The 19,919-nt window shown below is 68.6% G+C and carries 15 protein-coding genes and 1 tRNA gene; 9 read left to right on the top strand and 7 right to left on the bottom strand.

Annotated features, from left to right (window positions below; translation table 11 throughout):
- Window positions 1-79: 79 nt before the first annotated feature.
- The gene (locus G6O68_RS16990) at window positions 80-2,254 is read right to left on the bottom strand and encodes a hypothetical protein (RefSeq protein WP_240911353.1); all 2,175 of its coding nucleotides are present in this window, start codon (window positions 2,252-2,254) and stop codon (window positions 80-82) included.
- Between the two features lie 523 nt (window positions 2,255-2,777).
- Between G6O68_RS16990 and argJ the strand changes: the two genes are divergently transcribed.
- The gene (argJ, locus tag G6O68_RS16985) at window positions 2,778-3,968 is read left to right on the top strand and encodes a bifunctional glutamate N-acetyltransferase/amino-acid acetyltransferase ArgJ (RefSeq protein WP_165249828.1); all 1,191 of its coding nucleotides are present in this window, start codon (window positions 2,778-2,780) and stop codon (window positions 3,966-3,968) included.
- A gap of 42 nt (window positions 3,969-4,010) precedes the next feature.
- On the opposite strand, the gene G6O68_RS16980 is transcribed toward argJ, so the two are convergent.
- A complete protein-coding gene (locus G6O68_RS16980) occupies window positions 4,011-4,262 on the bottom strand; it encodes a hypothetical protein (RefSeq protein WP_165249827.1) in 252 nt (83 codons plus the stop codon).
- Between the two features lie 8 nt (window positions 4,263-4,270).
- A complete protein-coding gene (locus G6O68_RS16975) occupies window positions 4,271-6,301 on the bottom strand; it encodes a CRTAC1 family protein (protein ID WP_165249826.1) in 2,031 nt (676 codons plus the stop codon).
- Between the two features lie 509 nt (window positions 6,302-6,810).
- On the opposite strand from G6O68_RS16975, the gene G6O68_RS16970 reads away from it, so the two are divergent.
- Window positions 6,811-9,048, top strand: coding sequence for a hypothetical protein (locus G6O68_RS16970; RefSeq protein ID WP_165249825.1), 2,238 nt, complete (start codon window positions 6,811-6,813; stop codon window positions 9,046-9,048).
- A gap of 101 nt (window positions 9,049-9,149) precedes the next feature.
- On the opposite strand, the gene ltaE is transcribed toward G6O68_RS16970, so the two are convergent.
- Entirely contained in the window at window positions 9,150-10,217 is a 1,068-nt protein-coding gene (ltaE, locus tag G6O68_RS16965) for a low-specificity L-threonine aldolase (protein ID WP_165249824.1), read from the bottom strand.
- Window positions 10,218-10,389: 172 nt separating this feature from the next.
- Between ltaE and G6O68_RS16960 the strand changes: the two genes are divergently transcribed.
- The 6 genes from G6O68_RS16960 (at window position 10,390) to G6O68_RS16935 (ending at window position 16,626) form a co-directional block, all read left to right on the top strand.
- Entirely contained in the window at window positions 10,390-12,219 is a 1,830-nt protein-coding gene (locus tag G6O68_RS16960) for a UbiD family decarboxylase (protein WP_165249823.1), read from the top strand.
- A 775-nt stretch (window positions 12,220-12,994) separates the two neighbouring features.
- Window positions 12,995-14,041: a 30S ribosomal protein S2 gene (rpsB, locus tag G6O68_RS16955; protein WP_240911351.1), complete on the top strand. Its 1,047-nt coding sequence runs from the start codon at window positions 12,995-12,997 to the stop codon at window positions 14,039-14,041.
- A gap of 221 nt (window positions 14,042-14,262) precedes the next feature.
- The gene (locus G6O68_RS16950; RefSeq protein ID WP_165249821.1) at window positions 14,263-14,859 is read left to right on the top strand and encodes a translation elongation factor Ts; all 597 of its coding nucleotides are present in this window, start codon (window positions 14,263-14,265) and stop codon (window positions 14,857-14,859) included.
- A gap of 140 nt (window positions 14,860-14,999) precedes the next feature.
- Window positions 15,000-15,773 (top strand): UMP kinase, encoded by a 774-nt coding sequence (gene pyrH / locus G6O68_RS16945; RefSeq protein WP_165249820.1) that lies wholly within the window; start codon window positions 15,000-15,002, stop codon window positions 15,771-15,773.
- 98 nt (window positions 15,774-15,871) lie between these two features.
- Window positions 15,872-16,432: a ribosome recycling factor gene (gene frr / locus G6O68_RS16940; protein ID WP_165249819.1), complete on the top strand. Its 561-nt coding sequence runs from the start codon at window positions 15,872-15,874 to the stop codon at window positions 16,430-16,432.
- A 120-nt stretch (window positions 16,433-16,552) separates the two neighbouring features.
- Window positions 16,553-16,626, top strand: a tRNA-Val gene (locus tag G6O68_RS16935).
- 546 nt (window positions 16,627-17,172) lie between these two features.
- Here G6O68_RS16935 and G6O68_RS16930 read toward each other — a convergent pair.
- Complete coding sequence (locus G6O68_RS16930) at window positions 17,173-17,538, bottom strand: hypothetical protein (protein WP_165249818.1); 366 nt, start codon at window positions 17,536-17,538, stop codon at window positions 17,173-17,175.
- Complete coding sequence (locus tag G6O68_RS16925) at window positions 17,535-17,822, bottom strand: hypothetical protein (protein ID WP_165249817.1); 288 nt, start codon at window positions 17,820-17,822, stop codon at window positions 17,535-17,537. The genes G6O68_RS16930 and G6O68_RS16925 overlap by 4 nt, the downstream gene beginning before the upstream one ends.
- Window positions 17,823-18,033: 211 nt before the next feature.
- On the opposite strand from G6O68_RS16925, the gene G6O68_RS16920 reads away from it, so the two are divergent.
- Window positions 18,034-18,183, top strand: coding sequence for a hypothetical protein (locus G6O68_RS16920; RefSeq protein WP_165249816.1), 150 nt, complete (start codon window positions 18,034-18,036; stop codon window positions 18,181-18,183).
- Between the two features lie 836 nt (window positions 18,184-19,019).
- Here G6O68_RS16920 and G6O68_RS16915 read toward each other — a convergent pair.
- Window positions 19,020-19,919 (bottom strand): hypothetical protein (locus G6O68_RS16915; RefSeq protein WP_206108116.1); only part of this gene is annotated, 900 nt, incomplete at its 5' end.

Below are 19,919 nucleotides of genomic sequence, written 5' to 3'. Positions count from 1 at the left end.
ATTCAGGGAGCGCCGAAAGGCTGACCTGAAACGGGGGGCTGGCTTGTCGCGAGCGGTCCGACCGCTCGCGGGATCGGGCTCAACGGAACAGGTGCCGGGCCTTCTTGGCGAAGAACGGGTGCTTGGCGTCGCACGCGTCGCACGCCGGGAGGGTGGTCATCGGCAGGCTCGTGGCCTGCGGCGAGGCGATCACGCTCTGGGACGAAGGGACGACCTGGGCCGACGGCAGGACGGCCGGCTCGCAGACGACCTGGACGGGCACCCGGACGCAGACCTCGACCGGGACCTGCTTGCAGACGGTGCGGGGCACGCAGACGGTCTTGGTCTCGGCCACCTGGCGCTGGACGGTCACCGGGCAGTTCACGACCTTGGTGTCGACCACCTGGCGGCAGGTCGTGTAGGGGACCTGGCGGGTGCAGGCGACCTGCTGCATCTCGCAGACGGTCACCGGCACGCACTTGGTCCGCTGCTCGGTGATGGTCTCGCAGATGGTCTGCGGGACCTGCTTCACGCGCTGCTCGACCACGGTGCGGCAGGTGGTCACGGGGACCTGGCAGGAGCGGGTCTCGGCGACCATCCGGCAGGTCGTCACGGGCACCTGCTTGGAGCAGGTCTCGGTGACGATGCGGCAGGTCGTGATCGGGACGCGCTTCACGCAGGTCTGGGGGACCATCCGCGTGATCGTGCAAGGCACCTGCTTGGCGCGGGTCTCGCGGACCGTGCGGGTGTAGGTGTACGGCACCTGCCGGGTCTGCTTCTCGGCGACGTACGTCGTGACCTGATAGGGGTCCTGACGGTACTCGGTCTTGGCGCACATCTTGGTGACGCTGACCGGGACGCAGCGGGTGCGGGTCTGGGGGACCATCGAGCAGACCGTGTAGGGGACGGTCTTCGTGCAGGTCTCCTGGACCGTCTTGCAGACCGTGACCGGCACCTGCTTGACGACCTCTTGGGGGACGTACTCGCAGACCGTGTACGGGACCTGCTTCGACTGCACTTCCTGCACGGTGCGGCAGACCGTGACCGGCACCTGCTTGACGACCTCTTCCGAGACCATCTGGCAGGTGACGACCGGGACATGCTCGGTCACCACGGTGGGGACCGTCCGGCAGACCGTCACGGGGACCTGCTTGCGGACCGCCTGCGACTCATAGACGGTGCACTCGACGTTGTCGACGACCGTCTGGGGGCACATGACCGTCTTCTGGCACCACGTCCCCGGCGTCTCGACGAGGCAGCCGTTGACGCAGACCGTCTTGCCCGGGACGTAGTACGACTGGACGACCGGCACGCAGACCGTCTTGGAGACCTGCTTGACCACCGTCTTGGGGACGCAGACCGTCTCGCAGACGTCCTTCATGACCGTCTCGGTGACGGTGTTGCAGACCGTCTTTGAGACCGTCTTCATGGACGTCGTCTGGACGGGCCGGCAGACTGTGTAGCGGCATTCCTTCATGACCGTCTCGCGGACCGGGCGGGAGACCGTGTAGGTGCAGGTCTTGTATTCCGTCCGCTGGACGGGGACCTGGACCGTGTACCGGCACTCCTTCATGATCGTCTCGCGGACCGGACGGGACACCGTGTAGGCCACCTGCTTGTAGGCGGTCTGCTTGACGGGGACCATCTCGGTGTACGGCTGGGACTGCATCACCGTCGACTGCACCGGCACCTGGACGGTGTACGGCACGGTGCGGTAGCAGGTCTTCTGGACCGGCCGCTGGACCGTGTAGCAGACGGTCTTGTAGGCCGTCTCCTGGACCGGGGTGCAGATCACCTCGTTCACGGTCTTGAAGATGGTCTCCTGGACCGGGCGGCAGACGGTGTAGGTCACGTCCTTGAACGACGTCTCGCGCACCTGGCGGTTGACGTTGTAGTACGTGGTCTTCATCGTGGTCTCCCGCACGGGACGCTGGACGGTGTAGGTCCGCGTCTCGTAGTGGGTTTCCTTCACCGGCCGGCTGACCGTGTAGGCGACGTCCTTCCAGATGGTCCGGGTGACCGGCTTCTGGACGGTGTAATTCACCGTCTGGTTGACCGTCCGGTAGACCGGGCGGTTGACCGTGTAAGACTCGTCGCGGACGTGGTTCTCGACGACGTTGCGGACCGACTGGATGGTCCGCGGCTGCATCACCGTCTCGGTCACGGTCCGGACGCAGGGGATTTGCTGCGTCTCATAGACGGTCTCCTGCACGTTCTGCAGGACCGTCTGACGCTGGAGCTGGTACTCGACGTGCCCGCCGCATTCCTGGGGCACGGGACAGTGCCTCAACGAGGCCCCGCCAGCGTAACTAGCCTGTGCCGGGTGCGTGGCGGCCCCGAGTCCCAATCCTAGGACCGTCAGGGCGAGCCACGGTAGTTTTCTCAACATCGGACGCTCCACGGTACACTCCCGACTGACTTCGGCGCTCATACGACCGTCGGATCCGAGGCTCCGCCTCAGAGACCCTGGGCCGCCAACCACCCTTACTGTTCGTCTCGCCCCAGCCCCCCCCTTCAGGGTCTTTATCTAAATAACCCAATAGCCCTCTCTACCCAGGATGCATACTCCTTACATCCGTTACGCCAGTAACCTAATCGCCCCGAAGTCCGCGAAGGTTTTCGCAGACACCACAACCGGCAACCTCGAATCAGCCGGGACGTCCGAACCAATCGTCCGGCTTTCGCGTCGACTCAGGAGTCTTGAGGACGGCTGTTCATCCCCCCGGTTCGGCGGTATTTTCGAGGGGCGCGGGGCGAGGTCGCCCCGTCGTCAACCGCCGGTTTCGAGGTCCAGGTCCATGAGCGAAGCGTCGCCGATCCTCGTCCCCAAAGGCTTCCGCGCGTCCGCGGTGAAGGCCGGCATCAAGCCCTCCGGCGGGCTCGACCTGGCGATGCTCGTCGCCGACGTCCCCTGCTCCGCCGCCGGCACCTTCACGACCAACCGCGTCTGCGCGGCCCCGGTCCGATGGTGCCGCCCCCTGATCCCGTCCGACTCGATGCGGGCTGTGGTCGTCAACGCGGGCAACGCCAACGCGGCGACGGGGGCCCAGGGCGAGGCGAACGTCCGGCGCACGGCCGAGGTCGCGGCCGGGCTCGTCGGCTGCGAGCCGAACCAGGTCCTGATCGCCTCGACCGGCGTGATCGGCCACCAGTTGCCGATGGACCGGCTCGAAGCCGGCCTGAACGCGGCCGCCCCCGGCCTCTCGACCGACCCGGAGAGCTTTCGGACCGCCGCGCAGGCGATCCTCACGACCGACACCCGCACCAAGACGATCGCGCGCACGGTCGACGGTGCCTCGCTGTTCGGCATGGCGAAGGGGGCGGCGATGATCGGCCCCCGGATGGCGACGATGCTCGCCTTCCTGACCACCGACGCCCGGATCGCTCCGGCGGACCTCCAGGCGATGTTGTCCGAGGCCGTCGAGGAGAGCTTCAACTGCCTCTCTGTCGAGGGCCACACCAGCACGAACGACACGGTGCTGCTGCTGGCCTCGGGCCTGGCCTCGGACGAGCCCCTACGCGGCGACTCCCTGAAGGCGTTCGGCCGGGAGCTGCACGACGCCTGCCAGACGCTCGCCCAGGAGATGGCGGCCGACGGCGAAGGCTCGACCCACTTCATCACGATCGACGTCGAGGGCTGCACCGACCGCGAGGAGGCGCGGACCCTCGCGCGGGCCGTGGCCGACAGCCCGCTCGTGAAGACCGCCATCCACGGGGCCGACCCGAACTGGGGCCGGATCGTCTCGGCCGCGGGTTACGCCGGAGTGCCGTTCGAGGAGACCCAGCTTTCGCTCTGGATCAACGGCGTCTGCGTCTACGAGCAAGGGACGCCTACGAACTTCGACGCCGCCACCCTCTCGACCGACCTCCGCGCCAACCGCGCCGTCCACCTGCGGCTGCTCTTCGCCCGGGGCCCGGCCTCCATCCGCTTCTGGACCTGCGACCTCACCGCCGAGTACGTCCACCTCAACGCGGATTACACGACCTGAGCGGGCACCCCTTTCGGGACCGGTATGGCGCGGGCCGCCTCCTCAGTCGATCTCGGAGCCGCCAAAAGCTTTCGTCGTGGTGGCCGGCGGCCGGGTGGCGAGCATGGTCAGGGAGACGAGCCCGGACCCGACCAGGATCGCGCCGGCGACGAAGCCCGAGGCCCCGGCGATGACGTCCGCCGGGCCTCGGAGGCTCAGGGCCAGCAGGCTCACGAGCATGCCGAGCCCACCGGCGATGATCGCGAGGGCGGCGAGGGCCAGGCAGACCGGACGTAGGAACGGCGTCGAATCCATGGGCCGCCTCACTTCGCCTCGGGCTTCGGCTCGGGGACGGTCGCGGGCTGGGGAGGCTTCCGCTTCACGCGGGGCTGGCCGTAGGGCATCGTCGGGGCCTTGTCGGCGGGTTCGACGATCTTGTGCTCGCGGTCGAGTTCGGGCTTGTCGATCTCGGTGACGATGCCGGAGGGCCAGACGATCGTCAGCTTCTCGATGGGCTCGGCTCCGACCCCGATGAGCAGCCTCGGGTCGTTCGAGGATTCCATGCTGACGCCCCCCTTGAGCTGGCGGTAGATCGTCCGCCGGGGGGTCTTCACGATCGCCAGCGAGCCGATCGCGTCGCGGTTGCTCTTCGTCCCCTGCAGCGCCAGGCGGACCCAGTGGTTCTCGGTCGGGGTGTCGTTGCGGAGGATCGCGGCGGGACGGTCCTTCTCGTTGACGACGATGTCGATATCGCCGTCGTCGTCCAGGTCCCCGAAGGCCGCCCCCCGGCCGACGTGCGCCTGCTCGAAGTATGGGCCCACGTCCTTGGTGGAGAGGCGGAACCGCTTGCCGGCCATATTCCGGAAGAGGAGCGGCGGCTCCTCGTAGTCGATCGGCTGGCCGAGCAGGCGGCGGTTGTCGTCGACGTGGCCGTTGCTGATGAAGAGGTCGGGCCAGCCGTCCTTGTCGAAGTCAGCCAGGGCCGTCCCCCACTTCACGAACGGCATCGTGTCGGACGCCAGGCCGAAGAAGGCGGTGTTGTCGAAGAACCCGCGGTTGCCGAAGTTCTGGTAGAGCGTCGCGTACTCCTGGGCGAAGTTGGTGACGAGCAGTTCCGGCAGGCCGTCGCCGTCGACGTCTTCGGCGTCCACGCCCATTCCCGACTGGGCCGAGCCGTTGTAGTCGAACGCGGCGCCGGACAGCTCGGTGGCGTCGTCGAAGGTGCCGTCGCCCCGGTTGAAGAAGAGGAAGTTGGGGGTCATGTCGTTGGCCACGTAGATGTCGATCAGGCCGTCGTCGTTCAGGTCGGCGGCGACCACGCCGAAGCCGTGGCCGTCGGTCCTGGGGTTGGGCTTCCGCGACCCGTCCGTGGCGTCGACTGGCTTCGCCTCGCCAGCCTGGGGCTGGCCCTCGGCCTTCGGTTTCTGCGCCGCGTCGGACTCCACGGTGATGACCTGGTCGTAGACGTCGGTAAAGGTCATGTCGCCGTTGTTGCGGTAGAGCATGTGCTTGACGCCCACGATCGTCCGAGGCGAGGCGTAGAGCCAGACCTTCTTCTCGAGGTCGCCGACGAGCTGGTGATCCTCGGGATAGTTCCAGCGGCCGTAGTTGGCGACGTAGATGTCCAGGTCGCCGTCGTTGTCATAGTCGAGGGTCGCCCCGCCGGAGGACCACGAGGGCCGATCCACGCCGGCAGCCGCACTGACGTCCTCGAACGTGCCGTCGCCCTGGTTTCGATAGAGCCTGTTCGACCCGTAGTTGCACAGGAAGACGTCGGGGTCGCCGTCGTTGTCCAGGTCGCCGACGACGATGCCGTGGCAGAACCCCCGGAAACCGAGGCCGGAGCGTTCGGTCGCGTCCTCGAAGTGGCCTCCTCCCAGGTTCCTGAACAGGCGGTTGGGACCCTTCTCGGCGGTCCCCAGCGGAAGCAGGGTCTGGGTGGCGAAATAGAGGTCCAGTAGGCCATCGCCGTCGAAATCGAAGATCGCCACGCCCGAGCCGTTGGCCGTCGGGAAGTGCTTCTCCTCGACCATGCCGGAGAAATGGACGAAGTCGACCCCCCACTCCTTCGCGACCTCGGCGAAGCGGAAGGGGCTCGACTCGGTCTGCTTGGAGAGCTTCGTCGAGGACGAGACCAGCGTCACCCGGTCGCCCGCGATCGACGAGACCTCGCGGGCCGGCTTCTTCGCCGCCTGCGCGGCGGGAGCCTTGACGTTCGGGGCGAGCGGCCCTTTCGCCGCTTCACCACGGCCCTCGCCGGCCCCGCCCCCACAGCCCGCAGTCGCGAAGGCGATGGCGAGCACGGCCGCCCCGCCGAGAGCATATGGCCGACCCTGACGATTGGTGCATCCCATGACGGAACCTCGCATCGCCCGCGGGACTTCGGCGGGGATGAATCTCGATGATGACGAAGCGCTCGGAGGACGCTCCCCCCGGTCGTCGAACCCGTCCCTCGCACGGAGACTGGTCTCGTGGGCCGGAGCGACCCGGTCATGGATCGTAACACGCGAGGTCCGTGCGACGCGACCACATCCCCCGATCGGAAGCGGCCTGGCAAACCCGCCGCCGGTTTTCGTCGCGCCGGAACGTGGTTCGCATTCTCCCCCGGCTCCGGAATCGGCATCGACCGCGCATCCCCCCGTCGCGGCGGGGATCAAGCCGGCCTGCTTACTCATCCGCTACATTCTGTGTATCTTAAATTAACCCTGTATCACCGGCGTCCGTGCATCCGTTGAAACGATCAGGTTGGGTCCGCCAAGGCGGACGGCGACCGGGAAACCGTCAACCGAGTGTCGCGGCCGAGCGATAAAGCGTCTGATAGGCTTCTCGCCGGAGGACGCAACACCACCCTGGGAGCGAAGTAATGCAACGAGTCGTGTCGAGAGCGATCCTGGCGGCCTCCGCCGTCGCCCTGGGCCTGTTCGGGCCGCCGCACGCGACGGCCGCACCGGCGCCCTCCACCTACGCCAACGTCGAGAAGGCGATCCGGGACGTCAACGAGGCCTGGGCCCGTACCGACGTCCCCAGCGATCCCAACGCCCCCGGCTGGGGGGCTTTCTTCCAGGCCATGCTGGGCCAGCTCAAGGCCTACACCGACGCCCAGAGCCCCGAAGACCGCCTGGCGCCCCTGGGGCAGCTCTATCAGATGTCGGCCGCCCTGGCGCCGGTCCCCTGGCAGCCCGCCCAGGTCATCCGCGAGGAGCTCCGGGCCTGGCTCCGCCCCCGCGTGCAACTCGCCTGGGCCGAACGCCGGCTCAATGACCGCCTCCGCGGCCTGCCGCCGACCGACGACGCCGCCGTGCAGGCCAACCGCCGGCGCTGGGCCGAGTTCGTCGGCCAGGATCTGGGACAGGCGCTCTCGAAGTACCACGCGGCCTCGACCGTCACCCAGCGTCAGGAGGGCCTGAAGGAGATCCATAAGGCCCTCGGCGAGCTGAGCCAGCGGAACGCCACCCAGCCGTGGCAGCCCTCGGCCGACCTCCAGGCTGCGGTGAACGGCCTGTTCAACCAGCCGAACCTGGACATCACGGCCGACCTGTCGATCGTCCAGCCCCTCTTCGACGCCCCGCTGATCACGACCGGCCCGGTCTACCGCAAGGGCTACTGGTCCCAGGTCACGGCCGGCCCCAAGACGGGCTTCGGGCTGCTCCCCAGCGACGACGGCATCCTGTTCTACAACAAGCAGATGCTTCAGAGCACGACGCCCATCCACGACTTCCAGCAGCAGGTCGCCTCCGACGACCAGGGCCGTCGCGCCGCTAAGATGTATCAGTTCTCCGCGACCTCCCTCGACTGGGCCGAGCAGACGATCTACGCCCTGATCAGCACCTCCGGCCTGTCGCTCACCCCGGTCGCCTCGCACAACGTCAACGCCCAGATCTGCTCGACGCCGCAGCCCGGCGGCGGGCTGATGCGGGCCGTCGCCGGCCTGGTCGGCTACAACCAGGACCGGATCAACAACGAGGTCTACCAGAACGCCGTCAAGGAGTTCCAGCAGCGGATCCCCCAGGAGGCCCAGGAAGAGGCGCTGGAGCGGATCGCCGGCGAGACCGCCCAGCGCAACGCCCAGATCCAGCAGTTCCTGATCGGCAACAACCTCCTGGCCATCCAGGAGTTCCTGGTCTCGGGACTGTCCATGCGGTCGCGGCCCGAGGCGGTCTACGTCGGCGGGCTCTTCCAGTCCCGCACCGGCGCGGCCCAGCGCGGGGCCGACGCCCCGCAGCCCGCCCGCCTGGCCGTCCCCGACGCCGGCCTCACCGCCGACCTCCATGTCGGATCGGTCCTGACCAGCGCGGCCGACGCCCTGTTCCTCCGCCCGGACGTGCAGGCGGTCGAGAACCTCATGATCGTCACCCATGACGTCCCCCCCGGCACCCCGCCGGCTCAGGCGGTCACGGTGACCCGGAACGTCAACTTCCCGACGTATCTCAAGGCAGTCGAAGAGGCCCAGAAGGCGAACAATCCCAAGGTCCAGGCCCTGCGGATCCGCCGACCCTCTCAGCCGCCCGAGTTCGCCGCCGACGCTCGCGGGTTCCTCGTCGCCATCGTCAAGGACCTCGAACTGGACGTCCCGGCCCCCGACCCGTCGTCCCAGGCGGGGAGGGCCGTCGGGGCCGGGGCCAAGGTCCTGCGCATCAAGCTGCCCCAGGCCGAGATCGCGCTTTCCTACAAGGTCGAGCCCCGCTCCGCCTCGTCCTACCACCTCGGAGCCAAGATCGAGGACATCACCGTGCCGCCGACCGCCCAGGTCGTGACGATCCGCGACAGCGAGGATCAGGCCCAGCCCCTGAACCGGTTCAGCGGGGCCCTGGTCATCACCGCCCTGCTCGGCCGGATCCGCACCCAGCCGATCGACGCCAACCTCGACAACGTCCGCATCCCGGGGCTGGCCATCCAGTCGGTCTCGTCGGTCGACCCCTCGGGCTGGGTCCGCGTCAACCTCGTGCGGACCAACGAGCCGATGCCCGCGCCGCCGGTCGCCATGCAGGCGAACGATCCTCAGTCGCAGGCGGTCGTCGCGGCGACCGAGACCGAAAACGGTTCGATCCCGATCCAGGTCCAGGTTCCCCAGCAAGCGGCCGTCGTGACCTACGAGCAGTGATCACGGCCTGAGATCCACTCGGACTCGCCATGGGCCGAGGCGCTCCGGAAACTTCTGGGGTGCCTCGGCCTTTCTTCGTTCCGGGCACTTCGTCCCGAGGCTCAGTAGACGACGGTTTCCACCGCGAGGGCCTCGGGCGTGATCTCGCGGATGATCGCCGAAGCCCGGTCGACGTCGGCGCGGGAGACGTCCAGGTGGGTGCAGGCCCGGAGCGTCTGCTCGCCCAGGGCGGCCACCAGGACGCCGTGGGACCGCAGGTGCGCCGCGATCTCCGCCGCCGTCCCCAGGTCGGGGTCGACGGCCACCCAGACCAGGTTGGTCTCGACGGGCCCCGATTCGAGCGTCAGGCCCTCCACGTCCTCGAAAGCCTCGGCCAAAAGCCGGGCGTGGGCGTGGTCCTCGGCCAGCCGGTCGACGTGGCGGTCGAGCGCGAAGAGCGCCCCCGCCGCGAGAATCCCCGCCTGGCGCATCCCGCCGCCCAGGAGCTTGCGGAGCTTCCGCGCCTCCCGCATCGCCTCGGCCGAGCCGGCCAGGGCCGAGCCCACGGGCGCGCCGAGCCCCTTCGAGAAGCAGATCGCCACAGTGTCGAACCAGCGAGCCCACTCGGCGGCCGGGACGCCCGAGGCGACCACGGCGTTCATCAGCCGGGCACCGTCGAGGTGCATCGCCAACTTCTCCTCCCGGGCCCATTTCGCGATCGCCCGCACGCCCTCGATCGGGTGAACCTGGCCGCCGCCCCGGTTGTGGGTGTTCTCCAGCGCGACGAGCCGGGTGCGGACCATGTGCGGGTCGTCGGGCCGAACCGCGTCCGCGATCTCGGCGAGGCCCAGGAGGCCGAACTCGCCGGGGAACGTCCGCGCGGTGACGCCCCAGTGCCGGGCGATCCCGCCGGCCTCCCACAGGTAGACGTGGGACGTGGACGAGCAGATCAGTTCGTCGCCGGGCCGGGTGTGGACTCCGATCGCGACCTGGTTGGCCATCGTGCCCGAGGGTGTGAAGACCGCCGCCTCCTTCCCCAGCAACTCGGCGGTCCGGGCCTCCAGGGCCAGGACGGTCGGGTCCTCGCCGTACACGTCGTCGCCGACCTCGGCCTCGGCCATGGCTCGCCGCATGGCGAGGGTCGGCCGGGTCACGGTGTCGGACCTGAGGTCGATCGGCGGTCGGGTCATCGTCCTGCATCTCCGCTGCGTCGGCTTCTGGGATCTCGGCGCCCGAAATTGTCCGGCCCGGCGGCCGGGGTGGTCAACCCGGAAGCCTCGGCGGTCGACGAACGGGCCTCTCGACCGTATGGTTACTTGGCCGCCTTCCGCCCCACCTTGACACCCCCGAGGAACCGCCCGGATGGGCTACCGCTCGCTCGCCGAATGCGTCCAGGATCTCCGCAACACCGGGCAGCTCATCGTCGTCGACGAGGAGGTCGACCCGCACCTGGAAGTGGCCGCGATCCAGCGCCGGGTGTACCAGGCGGGGGGGCCGGCGATCCTGTTCAGCAGGGTCAAGGGGACGCCGTTCCCCATGGTCGGCAACCTGTTCGGGACCATCGAGCGGGCCCGGTTCCTGTTCCGCGACACCCTCGAATCGGTCCGCCGCCTCGTCGAGCTGAAGGTCGACCCCTCGGTCGCGATGAAGCGCCCCTGGCGGTATCGCGGGCTTCCCCTGACAGCCCTCCGGCTCCTCCCCCGCAAGGTCCGCCGGGGCCCGATCCTGGCCCACCAGACGACCCTGTCCCAGCTCCCCGCCTTGCAGTCCTGGCCGGACGACGGCGGGCCGTTCGTGACCCTGCCGCTGGTCTACAGCGAGGACCCCGACCGGCCCGGCCTGGCGAAGTCGAACCTGGGGATGTACCGGGTCCAGATCGCCGGCAACTCCTACGAGCGGGACCGGGAGGTCGGCCTGCACTACCAGATCCACCGGGGGATCGGCGTCCATCACGCGGCGGCGATCCGGCGGGGCGAGCCCCTGCGGGTCAACGTCGTGGTCGGCGGCCCCCCCGCGCTGACGGTCGCCGCCGTGATGCCCCTTCCGGAAGGGCTCCCGGAACTGGCCTTCGCCGGGGCGCTCGGCGGTCGTCGCGTAACGATGGTCGCCCCCGAAGGACGCCTGGCGATGCCCGCCGAGGCCGATTTCGTCATCTCGGGCGTCGTCGACCCGGACGCCCGAAAGCCGGAGGGGCCCTTCGGCGACCACCTCGGCTACTACAGCCTCGCCCACGACTTCCCTTTCCTCCGGGTCGATCGGGTCTACCATCGCGAGGGGGCGATCTGGCCCTTCACCTCGGTCGGCCGGCCCCCGCAGGAGGACACCTCGTTCGGCGAGCTGATCCACGACCTGACCGGCCCTTTGATCCCGACCGTGATCCCCGGCCTGCACGCGGTCCACGCCGTCGACGCGGCCGGCGTCCACCCGCTCTTGCTGGCGATCGCGAGCGAGCGATACGTCCCCTACGCCGAGGTCCGCCGGCCCCAGGAGATCCTCACGGTCGCCAACGCCGTTCTGGGCCAGGGCCAGCTCTCGCTGGCCAAGTACCTGCTGATCGTCGCCCGCGAGGACGACCCGGGGCTGGACATCCACGACATCGGCGCGTTCCTCGGCCACCTCCTCGAACGGATCGACTGGCGGACCGACCTCCACTTCCAGACCCAGACCACCATGGACACCCTGGACTATTCCGGCCACGGCCTGAACCAGGGGTCGAAGGTCGTCATGGCCGCCGCCGGCCCCAAGCGTCGGGAGCTTCCCCGCGAGCTTCCCCCGGGGCTTGGCCTGCCCGAAGGGTTCCGCGACCTCCGCCTGGTGCGTCCCGGGATCCTGGCCGTCGCCGGCCCGAAGTTCGACCCGGACGCGACGCGGATCGAGGCGTTCGCCGACTCGTTCGGCCCCGACGACCCGATCCGGGCCTTCCCGCTGATCGTGGTCGTGGACGACGCCGAGTTCACCGCCCGGACCCTCAACAACTTCCTCTGGGTCGTGTTCACCCGCTCCAACCCGGCCGCCGACGTCCACGGCCTCGGGGCCTTCACCCGCGACAAGCACTGGGGATGCACCGGCCCCCTGGTCATCGACGCCCGGATCAAGCCCCATCACGCCCCCCCCCTGATCGACGATCCCGAGACCGAACGCCGCGTCGATCGCCTCGCCGCCCCCGGCAGGCCGCTGTTCGGCGTCTATTGAGCCGCCGATCGGCGGGATTGGCTTCGATTTGGGTTCGTTCGTCTCATGGCGAGCAGGCATGGTTGGACGTATTCCGTGACGCGCCAGGACTTTGCAACGCCCAGAGGCTCGGTTGAAATTGGCTTCGTTCGCGCGCTTTTCGCGACTCCCACTCCTCACAGACGCGGGGGGGTGCCGGCGCACGGAATTGGGTCCGTTCGCCCGCCAGCAAAACGAAGCCATCGGATGTAACATGTTTCCCCCGATCGCCTAACGCGAACGCCGCGTCTCCAGAATTGGCTTCGTTCGGCGCGAACTCGACATCTCGTAGTCGCATCGAACATGAGATGGAACCTCCCCGACGTGAGCCTCCAGACCGAGTCCCCCCCCCGCTGTGACGGCCGAACGGGAACGCCCCACCTTCATCATGGGACGCATCGACGAGATGGAGACGCGGGGTCGCGCGGGCAGGGCCGAAGTCTGACACAGGCCATCGGACGGGCCGCCCCGTCGGCGTGGGCCATTTGACGACGAGGGGTCGAGGCGATAAACTGAGTCTCCCCTTAAGCAAGGGGCGATGCGCGGGCGGTGCGCGAAGTCCACGCCGGGCCTTTGTGGTTGCGACCTCGATCCGAGGTCGACGTGCGACCCTGGGCGTTCAAGCTTCGCGCAGGTCACTGCCTTCCTTGGATTTGTGGTAAACCTTCGTTCCGTTCGACCCTCGCAAGGCCGCCCTGGGCGCGACGCTCCGGGGATCGCGGCTGGATCGAAATCGTCGTCAAGAGAGGTGGAATTCGTGTCCCTGGTCGTCAAAGATCTGATCGACGCCGGCGTGCACTTCGGCCATCGGGCCAGCCGCTGGAACCCGAAGATGAAGCCGTACATCTACGGCAAGCGCAACCTGATCCACATCATCGACTTGAAGGAGACGGTGCGCGGGCTGCTTCGCGCCACCAAGTACTTCAACAAGATCGCCTCGCAGAACGGGCTGATCCTGTTCGTGGGGACGAAGCGGCAGGCCTCCGAGACGCTCGTCGAGGAATGCACCCGCAGCGGCATGCCCTACGTCACCGAGCGCTGGCTGGGCGGCACGCTGACCAACTTCCGGACGATCCGCAGCCGGCTGGAGCGTCTCGAGGAGCTGGAGACGATCCTCGACGGCGAGCAGGCCGCGAGCTACTCCAAGAAGATGATCTCGACGCTCACCCGCGAGCGCAAGAAGATCGAGCGCAACCTGAGCGGCATCCGCAACATGACGCGGCTGCCCGAGGCCCTGCTGGTGGTCGACCCGCGCCGCGAGCACATCGCGGTCGCCGAGGCCCGCAAGCTGGGCGTCAAGGTCGTGGCGCTTTTGGACACGGACTGCGACCCCGACATGGTCGACCTGCCGGTCCCGGCCAACGACGACAGCATGCGTTCGATCGAGCTGCTGATCAAGCGGCTGACCGACGCGATCATCGAGGGCAAGGCCACGGCCCCCGACCTGCCGCCGCCGTCGGCCGAGGACGAGCGCGACGCCCGCAGCGGCCCCCGCGACCGTCGCGATCGCGACCGGGGCGGACGCGGCGGCGACCGTCGCGGCCCCGGCGGCCCGCGCGACGGCCTCCGCATGGGCGGCGGCCCCCGTCCCCCGGCCGGACCCGGCCAGGCTCCCGTCCCCGCCCCCACGCCGGCCCCGGCCCCCGTGGCCGAAGCCGCCCCCGTGGCCGAGTCGGCCCCCGCCGCCGAGCCGACCGTCGAGTCGACCCCGGCCCCCGTCGAGTCGGCCCCCGAGGCCGCTCCGGCCCCGGCCGAGCCGCAGGCCGACGCCCCGGCTCCCGAGCAGGCCCCCGAGGGCGCCTGACCCTCGCCCCGCGAGGGCCCGCCCCGCGACCATCGCCCGGCCGCCGTCCCCCGACGGCGGCCGGGCCCGCGCCGTCGTGAAAAATCCCCCCCCGCTCGGCGGGCCGACCCCCGACGGGCCGGCCGGCCGTCGCGACCGGGTTCGATCGGACGCGCGACCCCCACCGCCCCCATCCGCCGAAGACACGAAGACGACCGAACGACGAAAGAGGAGAGTCCCCGATGGCCGCGATCACGGCTCAGGCTGTCAACGAGTTCCGCAAGAAGACCGGGCTGGGCCTGATGGAGTGCAAGAAGCTCCTGACCGAGGCCGACGGCGACCTGGCCAAGGCCGAGACCCTGGCCAAGGAGCGCGGGCTCAAGCAGGCCGAGCTTCGCGCCGGACGCGCCGCCACCGCCGGCCGCGTCGAGGCTTACATCCACCACGACTCCAAGTCCGGCGTCCTGGTGGAGCTGAATTGCGAGACCGACTTCGTCGCCCGCAACGACGAGTTCAAGCAGCTCGCCAAGGACCTGGCCCTGCACGTCATGGCCGTCAACCCGAAGTATGTCCGTCGCGAGGACGTGCCCGAAGAGGCCGTGGCCGAGCAGAAGCGGATCTTCATGAGCCAGGTGGGCGACAAGCCCGAGGCCATCCAGGAGAAGATCGCCGTCGGCAAGCTCGACGCCTGGTACGCCGAGTCGGTCCTGATGGACCAGCCGTTCATCCGCGACGACTCGAAGAGCGTCAAGGACGTCATCATGGCCGTCAACGCCCGCGTCGGCGAGAACATCTCCGTCGCCCGCTTCGCCCGCTTCATCGTCGGCGAGGCCCACTGAGTCGACGCCCGAACGAAGCCGACCTGAGATCGACGCGCCGGACGCCCTCGGCCCCGGCGTCCGGCGCGTCCCCCCCGCCCTTCCCCCCGCACCGAGGCCGGACGGACCCGTCGCTCCGCACCGCAACGAAGGATAAGGACATGGACTCCCCCGTCTCGACCGAGAAGCCCGCCTTCCGCCGCATCCTCCTGAAGCTCTCGGGCGAGAGCTTCTGCCGCCCCGGCGAGGGGGGGATCAGCGTCGAGGAGGTCAGCCGGATCGCGCGCCAGGTCACGCGGGTCGCCTCGCTCGGCGTCGAGATCGCCGTGGTCGTCGGCGGCGGCAACATCCTCCGCGGCGCCCAGCTCAGCCGGGGGTCCGACGTCATCAAGGAGGCCACCGCCCACTACATGGGCATGACCGCCACCGTCATCAACGGCCTCGCCCTGCAGGACGCTTTGGAGAGCATGGGCTGCGAGACCCGCCTCCAGACCACCATCCGCATGGACGAGATCGCCGAGCCGTTCATCCGCCGCCGGGCGCTCTCCCACCTGAGCAAGGGCCGGGTCATCATCCTCGCCACCGGGACCGGCAGCCCGTTCGTCACGACGGACACCGCCGCCGCCCTCCGCGGCAAGGAGCTGGGGGTCGACGTCCTGCTCAAGGCCACCCGGGTCGACGGCGTCTACTCGGCCGACCCCGAGAAGAACCCCCACGCCCTGCTCTACGAGTCGCTCTCCTACGACCAGGTGCTCCGCGACGAGCTGAAGGTCATGGACATGACCGCCATCGGCATGTGCATGGAGAACCGCCTGCCGATCCTCGTGTTCAACTTCAAGAAGGAAGGGAACATCGAGCGCGCCGTCTGCGGCGAGCCGCTCGGCACCTGGGTCGGCCCCGGGCCCCGCCCCCGCGCCGGCGCCGCCTCGGCCTGAGGCCCGCGACTCGCCCCCGCGCCCGATCCCGACCGATCCCCGCCGCCTCGACCCGATCCAACCCAACGCGACCGACGCCGATCCTGGGAGCCGACCCGATGAGCATCGAAGAAATCGCCCTCGAAGCCGAAGATCGGATGGAGAAGAGCGTCACCCTGCTGACCGACCAGCTCCGCGGCATCCGCACCGGGCGGGCCAACGTCGGCCTCGTGGAATCGGTCCGGGTCGACTACTACGGCTCGTCCACGCCGCTCAAGCAGCTGGCGAACCTGAGCACGCCCGAGCCCCAGCAGATCCTCATCCGCCCGTTCGACCCCTCGGTCGTCGGTGACATCGTGAAGGCGATCCAGGCCAGCGACCTGGGCCTGACGCCCAACTCCGACGGCAAGGCCGTCCGCCTGAACATCCCGCCCCTCTCGGTCGAGAACCGCAAGAAGCTCGTCGGCCGCGTCAAGGACCTCGCCGAGGAGGCCCGCGTCTCCATCCGCAACATCCGCCGCGACGCCAACAAGCAGGCCGACCAGGAGCAGGCCGACAAGATCCTCACCGAGGACGACGTCACCACCTGCAAGGACGAGATCCAGGGCCTCACCAAGAAGTTCGAGGGCAAGGTCAACGACCTCGCCGACAAGAAGGCCGCCGAGATCCTCGAGTCCTGATCCGCCCCCACCAAGCCCCGGGGGACGATTTCGCGACGTCCCCCCGCCACCCCCTTGACCCCCGGCTCGCCGATCCCTATATTAGGGCTCCCGGGGCGATCAGCCCCAAGCCAGAATCCCGGGCGATTAGCTCAGTTGGCTAGAGCGCATGCTCGACACGCATGAGGTCACAGGTTCGAATCCTGTATCGCCCATTCCGCATTTCCTCCGCAAGCCGTGAATCGTACGGCCTTGCGGGGCGAGACTCCTCCGAACGACGGCCGAAGCCACGAGGCACGCCGTCTCAGGCCCCACGCAGGCGGCCGACTCTCCAGGTCGTTCGCCTTCCTCGTTTTACAGCCAATCGCCCGCCCCGACTACGGATCTCCGTACAGCGTCGATTTCCGTAGCGATTCCGTAGCGGGAAAGCGACACGGTCGGTTCGTCGGCCTGCCGTCCTCGATCCAACGTCGACGGGCGTCGTCCCATTCGTTCGTCGGGATGAACAATGTCTGCCCGTAGCCATTCACGCCGCTGGGTCGCACGCCGACTTGCGAATCTCCGACGCCGGTGCCTTCCGAAGTGCAGCAAGCGAGGTCGAACCCTTTGAGGTCGTACTTGAGGTAACACGCCGCGATCCACTCCCCCCGGCGGTTTCGCCCGGCCGCCTCTGAGCGGACTGCTTCTGAGCGGAACTGCTGGCTGCGAAGCTTTCCGACAGCGGAAAGCACGAGTCGGGCGGACGCAACGCTTAACGACCGCTACCCATGCCCCGCCGTGCGGCGTTGGACGAGGATCATGTCATCAGGTCCGTTCGCGGTCACGGCCTTCAGCAGAATCTCGAACCCCGCGAGCGCCCCCGCCTCGTGGATCGTCAGGCCGTCCTCGGCTGTTTTCGGCTTACGATCAGGCCCGTTCAGCAGTTCGAAGCCCGACCGGGACTCGGATTCCGGACCGGTCGGATCGTCGCGCACCTCGTCGAAGTCCCGCTGAAACTCTTCCCAGGGGATGGCTCGTGCCCGCCGACTCCCCTCGGTCATGACGTGGACGAACGGCTCGCCGCTCATGAACTCCCGGCCCATCTCGACGTGAAGGGTCGGCTTTCGGCGGTATCGCTTCTGGCTCATCGGTCTCGTTCCTCGATAGGGTCGTTCGGGTCTCTCATCAGCCTGGGCCGCTCGTCGTGCCACTCGGTCGTCTGGGCGAACTTCCGCAGGTGCCGCCGCAGCTCGGCGACGTCGGCTGCGGCCTCCCTCAGCGCGGCCAGGAGCGAGTCACGGCCGTTGGCGAACCCCACGAGCCGCGCCGCCTCGGCCGGGTCGACGCAGAACGCGACGTTGTCATCCTCGGAGTCTTTCACGTCGGCCAGCCCGCCGAGGGCGTTCGGCACGATGCGCAGCGGGAGTTTCATTGGGTCGCCGAAGCCACCTTCGGCTCAGGGAGTCGGGTCAGATCTTTCAGGTCGTCGGCGGGTCCAGAGTCATCCTTTGAAGCGTCGGCCGCGCACGTGTTCGCGAGGCGGTTGAGCTCGACCACTTCCTCGTGAGAAATTTTTAAGACACTCACCTTAGCTCGCATCTTAGGTTGTTTGTGGGACCAACCACTCACCTAGGATGAAATCGATGGTCACGATACTGGTCGCCCTCTATCTGTGCTCGGTCGCGCTCGTCCTGTCGGTGCTCAGCGTTTCGAGCCAGAGCGAGGAACGTTTGGGCGTCATGTTTGAAGTCGCGACCGAACTCCCCCGCCTCGCGAACCAAGACGCCGCCTGATCGCGACGCGGACGTCGATTCGAGAGCATCCTGGTTCCTCCACGTCCGGTCAGGCCTTAGATTTCCTCAAGAGGCGGGGAATGATCCCAGGGAATCAGGGGCGCATGACGGTCCAAATCAGGATCTTGGCCTCGCTCGGCTGGTGGGCGGCCGTGTACATCCTCCTGGGGCGTTGGAAGAAGCCTCGGTGATGCGCACGGCGTCGCGACGGATAATTTCGACAACTCGTGATGCCCCGAGTCACCAATCCTGCATGAGTGCGTATGCTTAATGAAACACGCCCGCGTCGGATGCGGGCGGAATGAAGACCTCTATGCAGAGGTTTGAAAATGGCCTGGCTCTTGATGACGAATATCGTCCTGTGGGCGATCTCGGCCCTCCTCCTGAATTGGATCAACCGATGCGGGCACGAGGAGAGCAGTGGCTCGGAGTGGGCCGACCGCCTTCGAGGTCGATACGTCCTGCCTTCCTCGTCTCCCTGGACGGCCGGACGGCCGAAGCCGACGGGCGCGATCCGCCGTGGGAGTATCATGGTCCGTACCCCTGCCTCCGTCGCGGCAATGGGTTAAAGTTCCCGACGATCGGTCGCTTCCCGCCGGCGGCGCACACACGCCCGCGAACCTCATCCGCCCGCCGAGCTTCTCTCGCTTTCCGAGAGCCGCGAGGCCTCGATGTTCCCCGACTTCGACGAGGGGGCCATTCGGGAGCTTACACGCCTCGACTTCGGCCTCGACCGGCGGGCCTCCTCGATCAGAGCGTTGTCTCGGTCGATCGAGGCAAGCGCCGCCGCCTGACGACGAACCGCGAGGCTCGCATTCCGGGATCGGTCCATCGCGTCAGACGCCGGCTGTTTCTTTCCCGGCGCCGGTGAGCCGCAGCGTCGGGGCCCTGACCGCGTCGGTGAGCTTCCGCTGCCAGGCCCCCTCGCGGCGGGACCAGTTCCAGCCTTCCGCCTTCAGCCGCGCCCGTAGGTCGGCCGGGGGGATCCCGTCGGACACGATCTGGACGCGGTCGACGAGCGGGTTCGCGAGGATCCGCAGGGCTTCGACCGCCCCCACCGTCTCGGGCTCGCCGGCCGGCGCGTTGGCCTGGACGGCGGCGACGATCCCGGCCAGCGCGGGGAAAGTCCAGAACTTGTGCCGCGGCGTGAACGCGGGCTTGGCCCTCTCCTCCTGCCAGGCCTGGACCAGCTCGACGGCACGCTCCACCAGGCGGACCTCCCCGGCCTTCGCGAGGCGTTCGACCTTGCCCGCGATCGAGTTCGCGAACGCCGAGCGGTCGTACCCACGTTCCGTACCGTCGTCGATCCCCGCGATCGTCGCCAGGGACCGGCGGACGTCCCGCTGCAGCCGGCCCCACTCCTCGGCGTCCACGGCCTCCACCGGCCGGGCGGCCAGCACCTTCCTGCGGACCGCCTCGGCGGCCTTCTTGCGGTAGTCGATCAGCTCGTTGAGCCTGTTGTGGGCCGCGTCCCCGCGCTTCCGCATACGCTCGACGGGGAAGTTCGACGGGCCGGCGATGAAAGACGAAACCACCCGCGAGTAGCTGGCGTGGAACGCGATCACCCGCTGGTAATAGCCGTCGCGGAATCGGTGCATCTCGCGGTCGAGGATCACGCGCTGCTCATCGGTCTGGGCGAGCAGCCAAAGCTCGGCGTACAGACCGATGACCGTCGCGGCGTAATCCTCGCGGTCCTGGTCGCCCCGTCGATCGGGGTCCATGCTGATACGGGGTCT

Origin of the sequence: Paludisphaera soli (assembly GCF_011064595.1) — a bacterium.
Taxonomy (GTDB): domain Bacteria; phylum Planctomycetota; class Planctomycetia; order Isosphaerales; family Isosphaeraceae; genus Paludisphaera; species Paludisphaera soli.
The sequence above is the reverse complement of the archived record's forward strand: the minus strand, read 5'-3'. Positions and strand labels throughout refer to the sequence as shown.

Excerpts from the sequence above, each read along its gene's own strand:
- G6O68_RS16930 (WP_165249818.1), bottom strand. The coding sequence starts at position 17,538 with ATGAGCCAGAAGCGATACCGCCGAAAGCCGACCCTTCACGTCGAGATG.
- G6O68_RS16920 (WP_165249816.1), top strand. The coding sequence starts at position 18,034 with ATGGTCACGATACTGGTCGCCCTCTATCTGTGCTCGGTCGCGCTCGTC.
- G6O68_RS16980 (WP_165249827.1), bottom strand. The coding sequence starts at position 4,262 with ATGGATTCGACGCCGTTCCTACGTCCGGTCTGCCTGGCCCTCGCCGCC.
- pyrH (WP_165249820.1), top strand. The coding sequence starts at position 15,000 with ATGGACTCCCCCGTCTCGACCGAGAAGCCCGCCTTCCGCCGCATCCTC.
- ltaE (WP_165249824.1), bottom strand. The coding sequence starts at position 10,217 with ATGACCCGACCGCCGATCGACCTCAGGTCCGACACCGTGACCCGGCCG.
- frr (WP_165249819.1), top strand. The coding sequence starts at position 15,872 with ATGAGCATCGAAGAAATCGCCCTCGAAGCCGAAGATCGGATGGAGAAG.
- G6O68_RS16950 (WP_165249821.1), top strand. The coding sequence starts at position 14,263 with ATGGCCGCGATCACGGCTCAGGCTGTCAACGAGTTCCGCAAGAAGACC.
- G6O68_RS16970 (WP_165249825.1), top strand. The coding sequence starts at position 6,811 with ATGCAACGAGTCGTGTCGAGAGCGATCCTGGCGGCCTCCGCCGTCGCC.
- G6O68_RS16960 (WP_165249823.1), top strand. The coding sequence starts at position 10,390 with ATGGGCTACCGCTCGCTCGCCGAATGCGTCCAGGATCTCCGCAACACC.
- argJ (WP_165249828.1), top strand. The coding sequence starts at position 2,778 with ATGAGCGAAGCGTCGCCGATCCTCGTCCCCAAAGGCTTCCGCGCGTCC.
- G6O68_RS16925 (WP_165249817.1), bottom strand. The coding sequence starts at position 17,822 with ATGAAACTCCCGCTGCGCATCGTGCCGAACGCCCTCGGCGGGCTGGCC.
- G6O68_RS16975 (WP_165249826.1), bottom strand. The coding sequence starts at position 6,301 with ATGGGATGCACCAATCGTCAGGGTCGGCCATATGCTCTCGGCGGGGCG.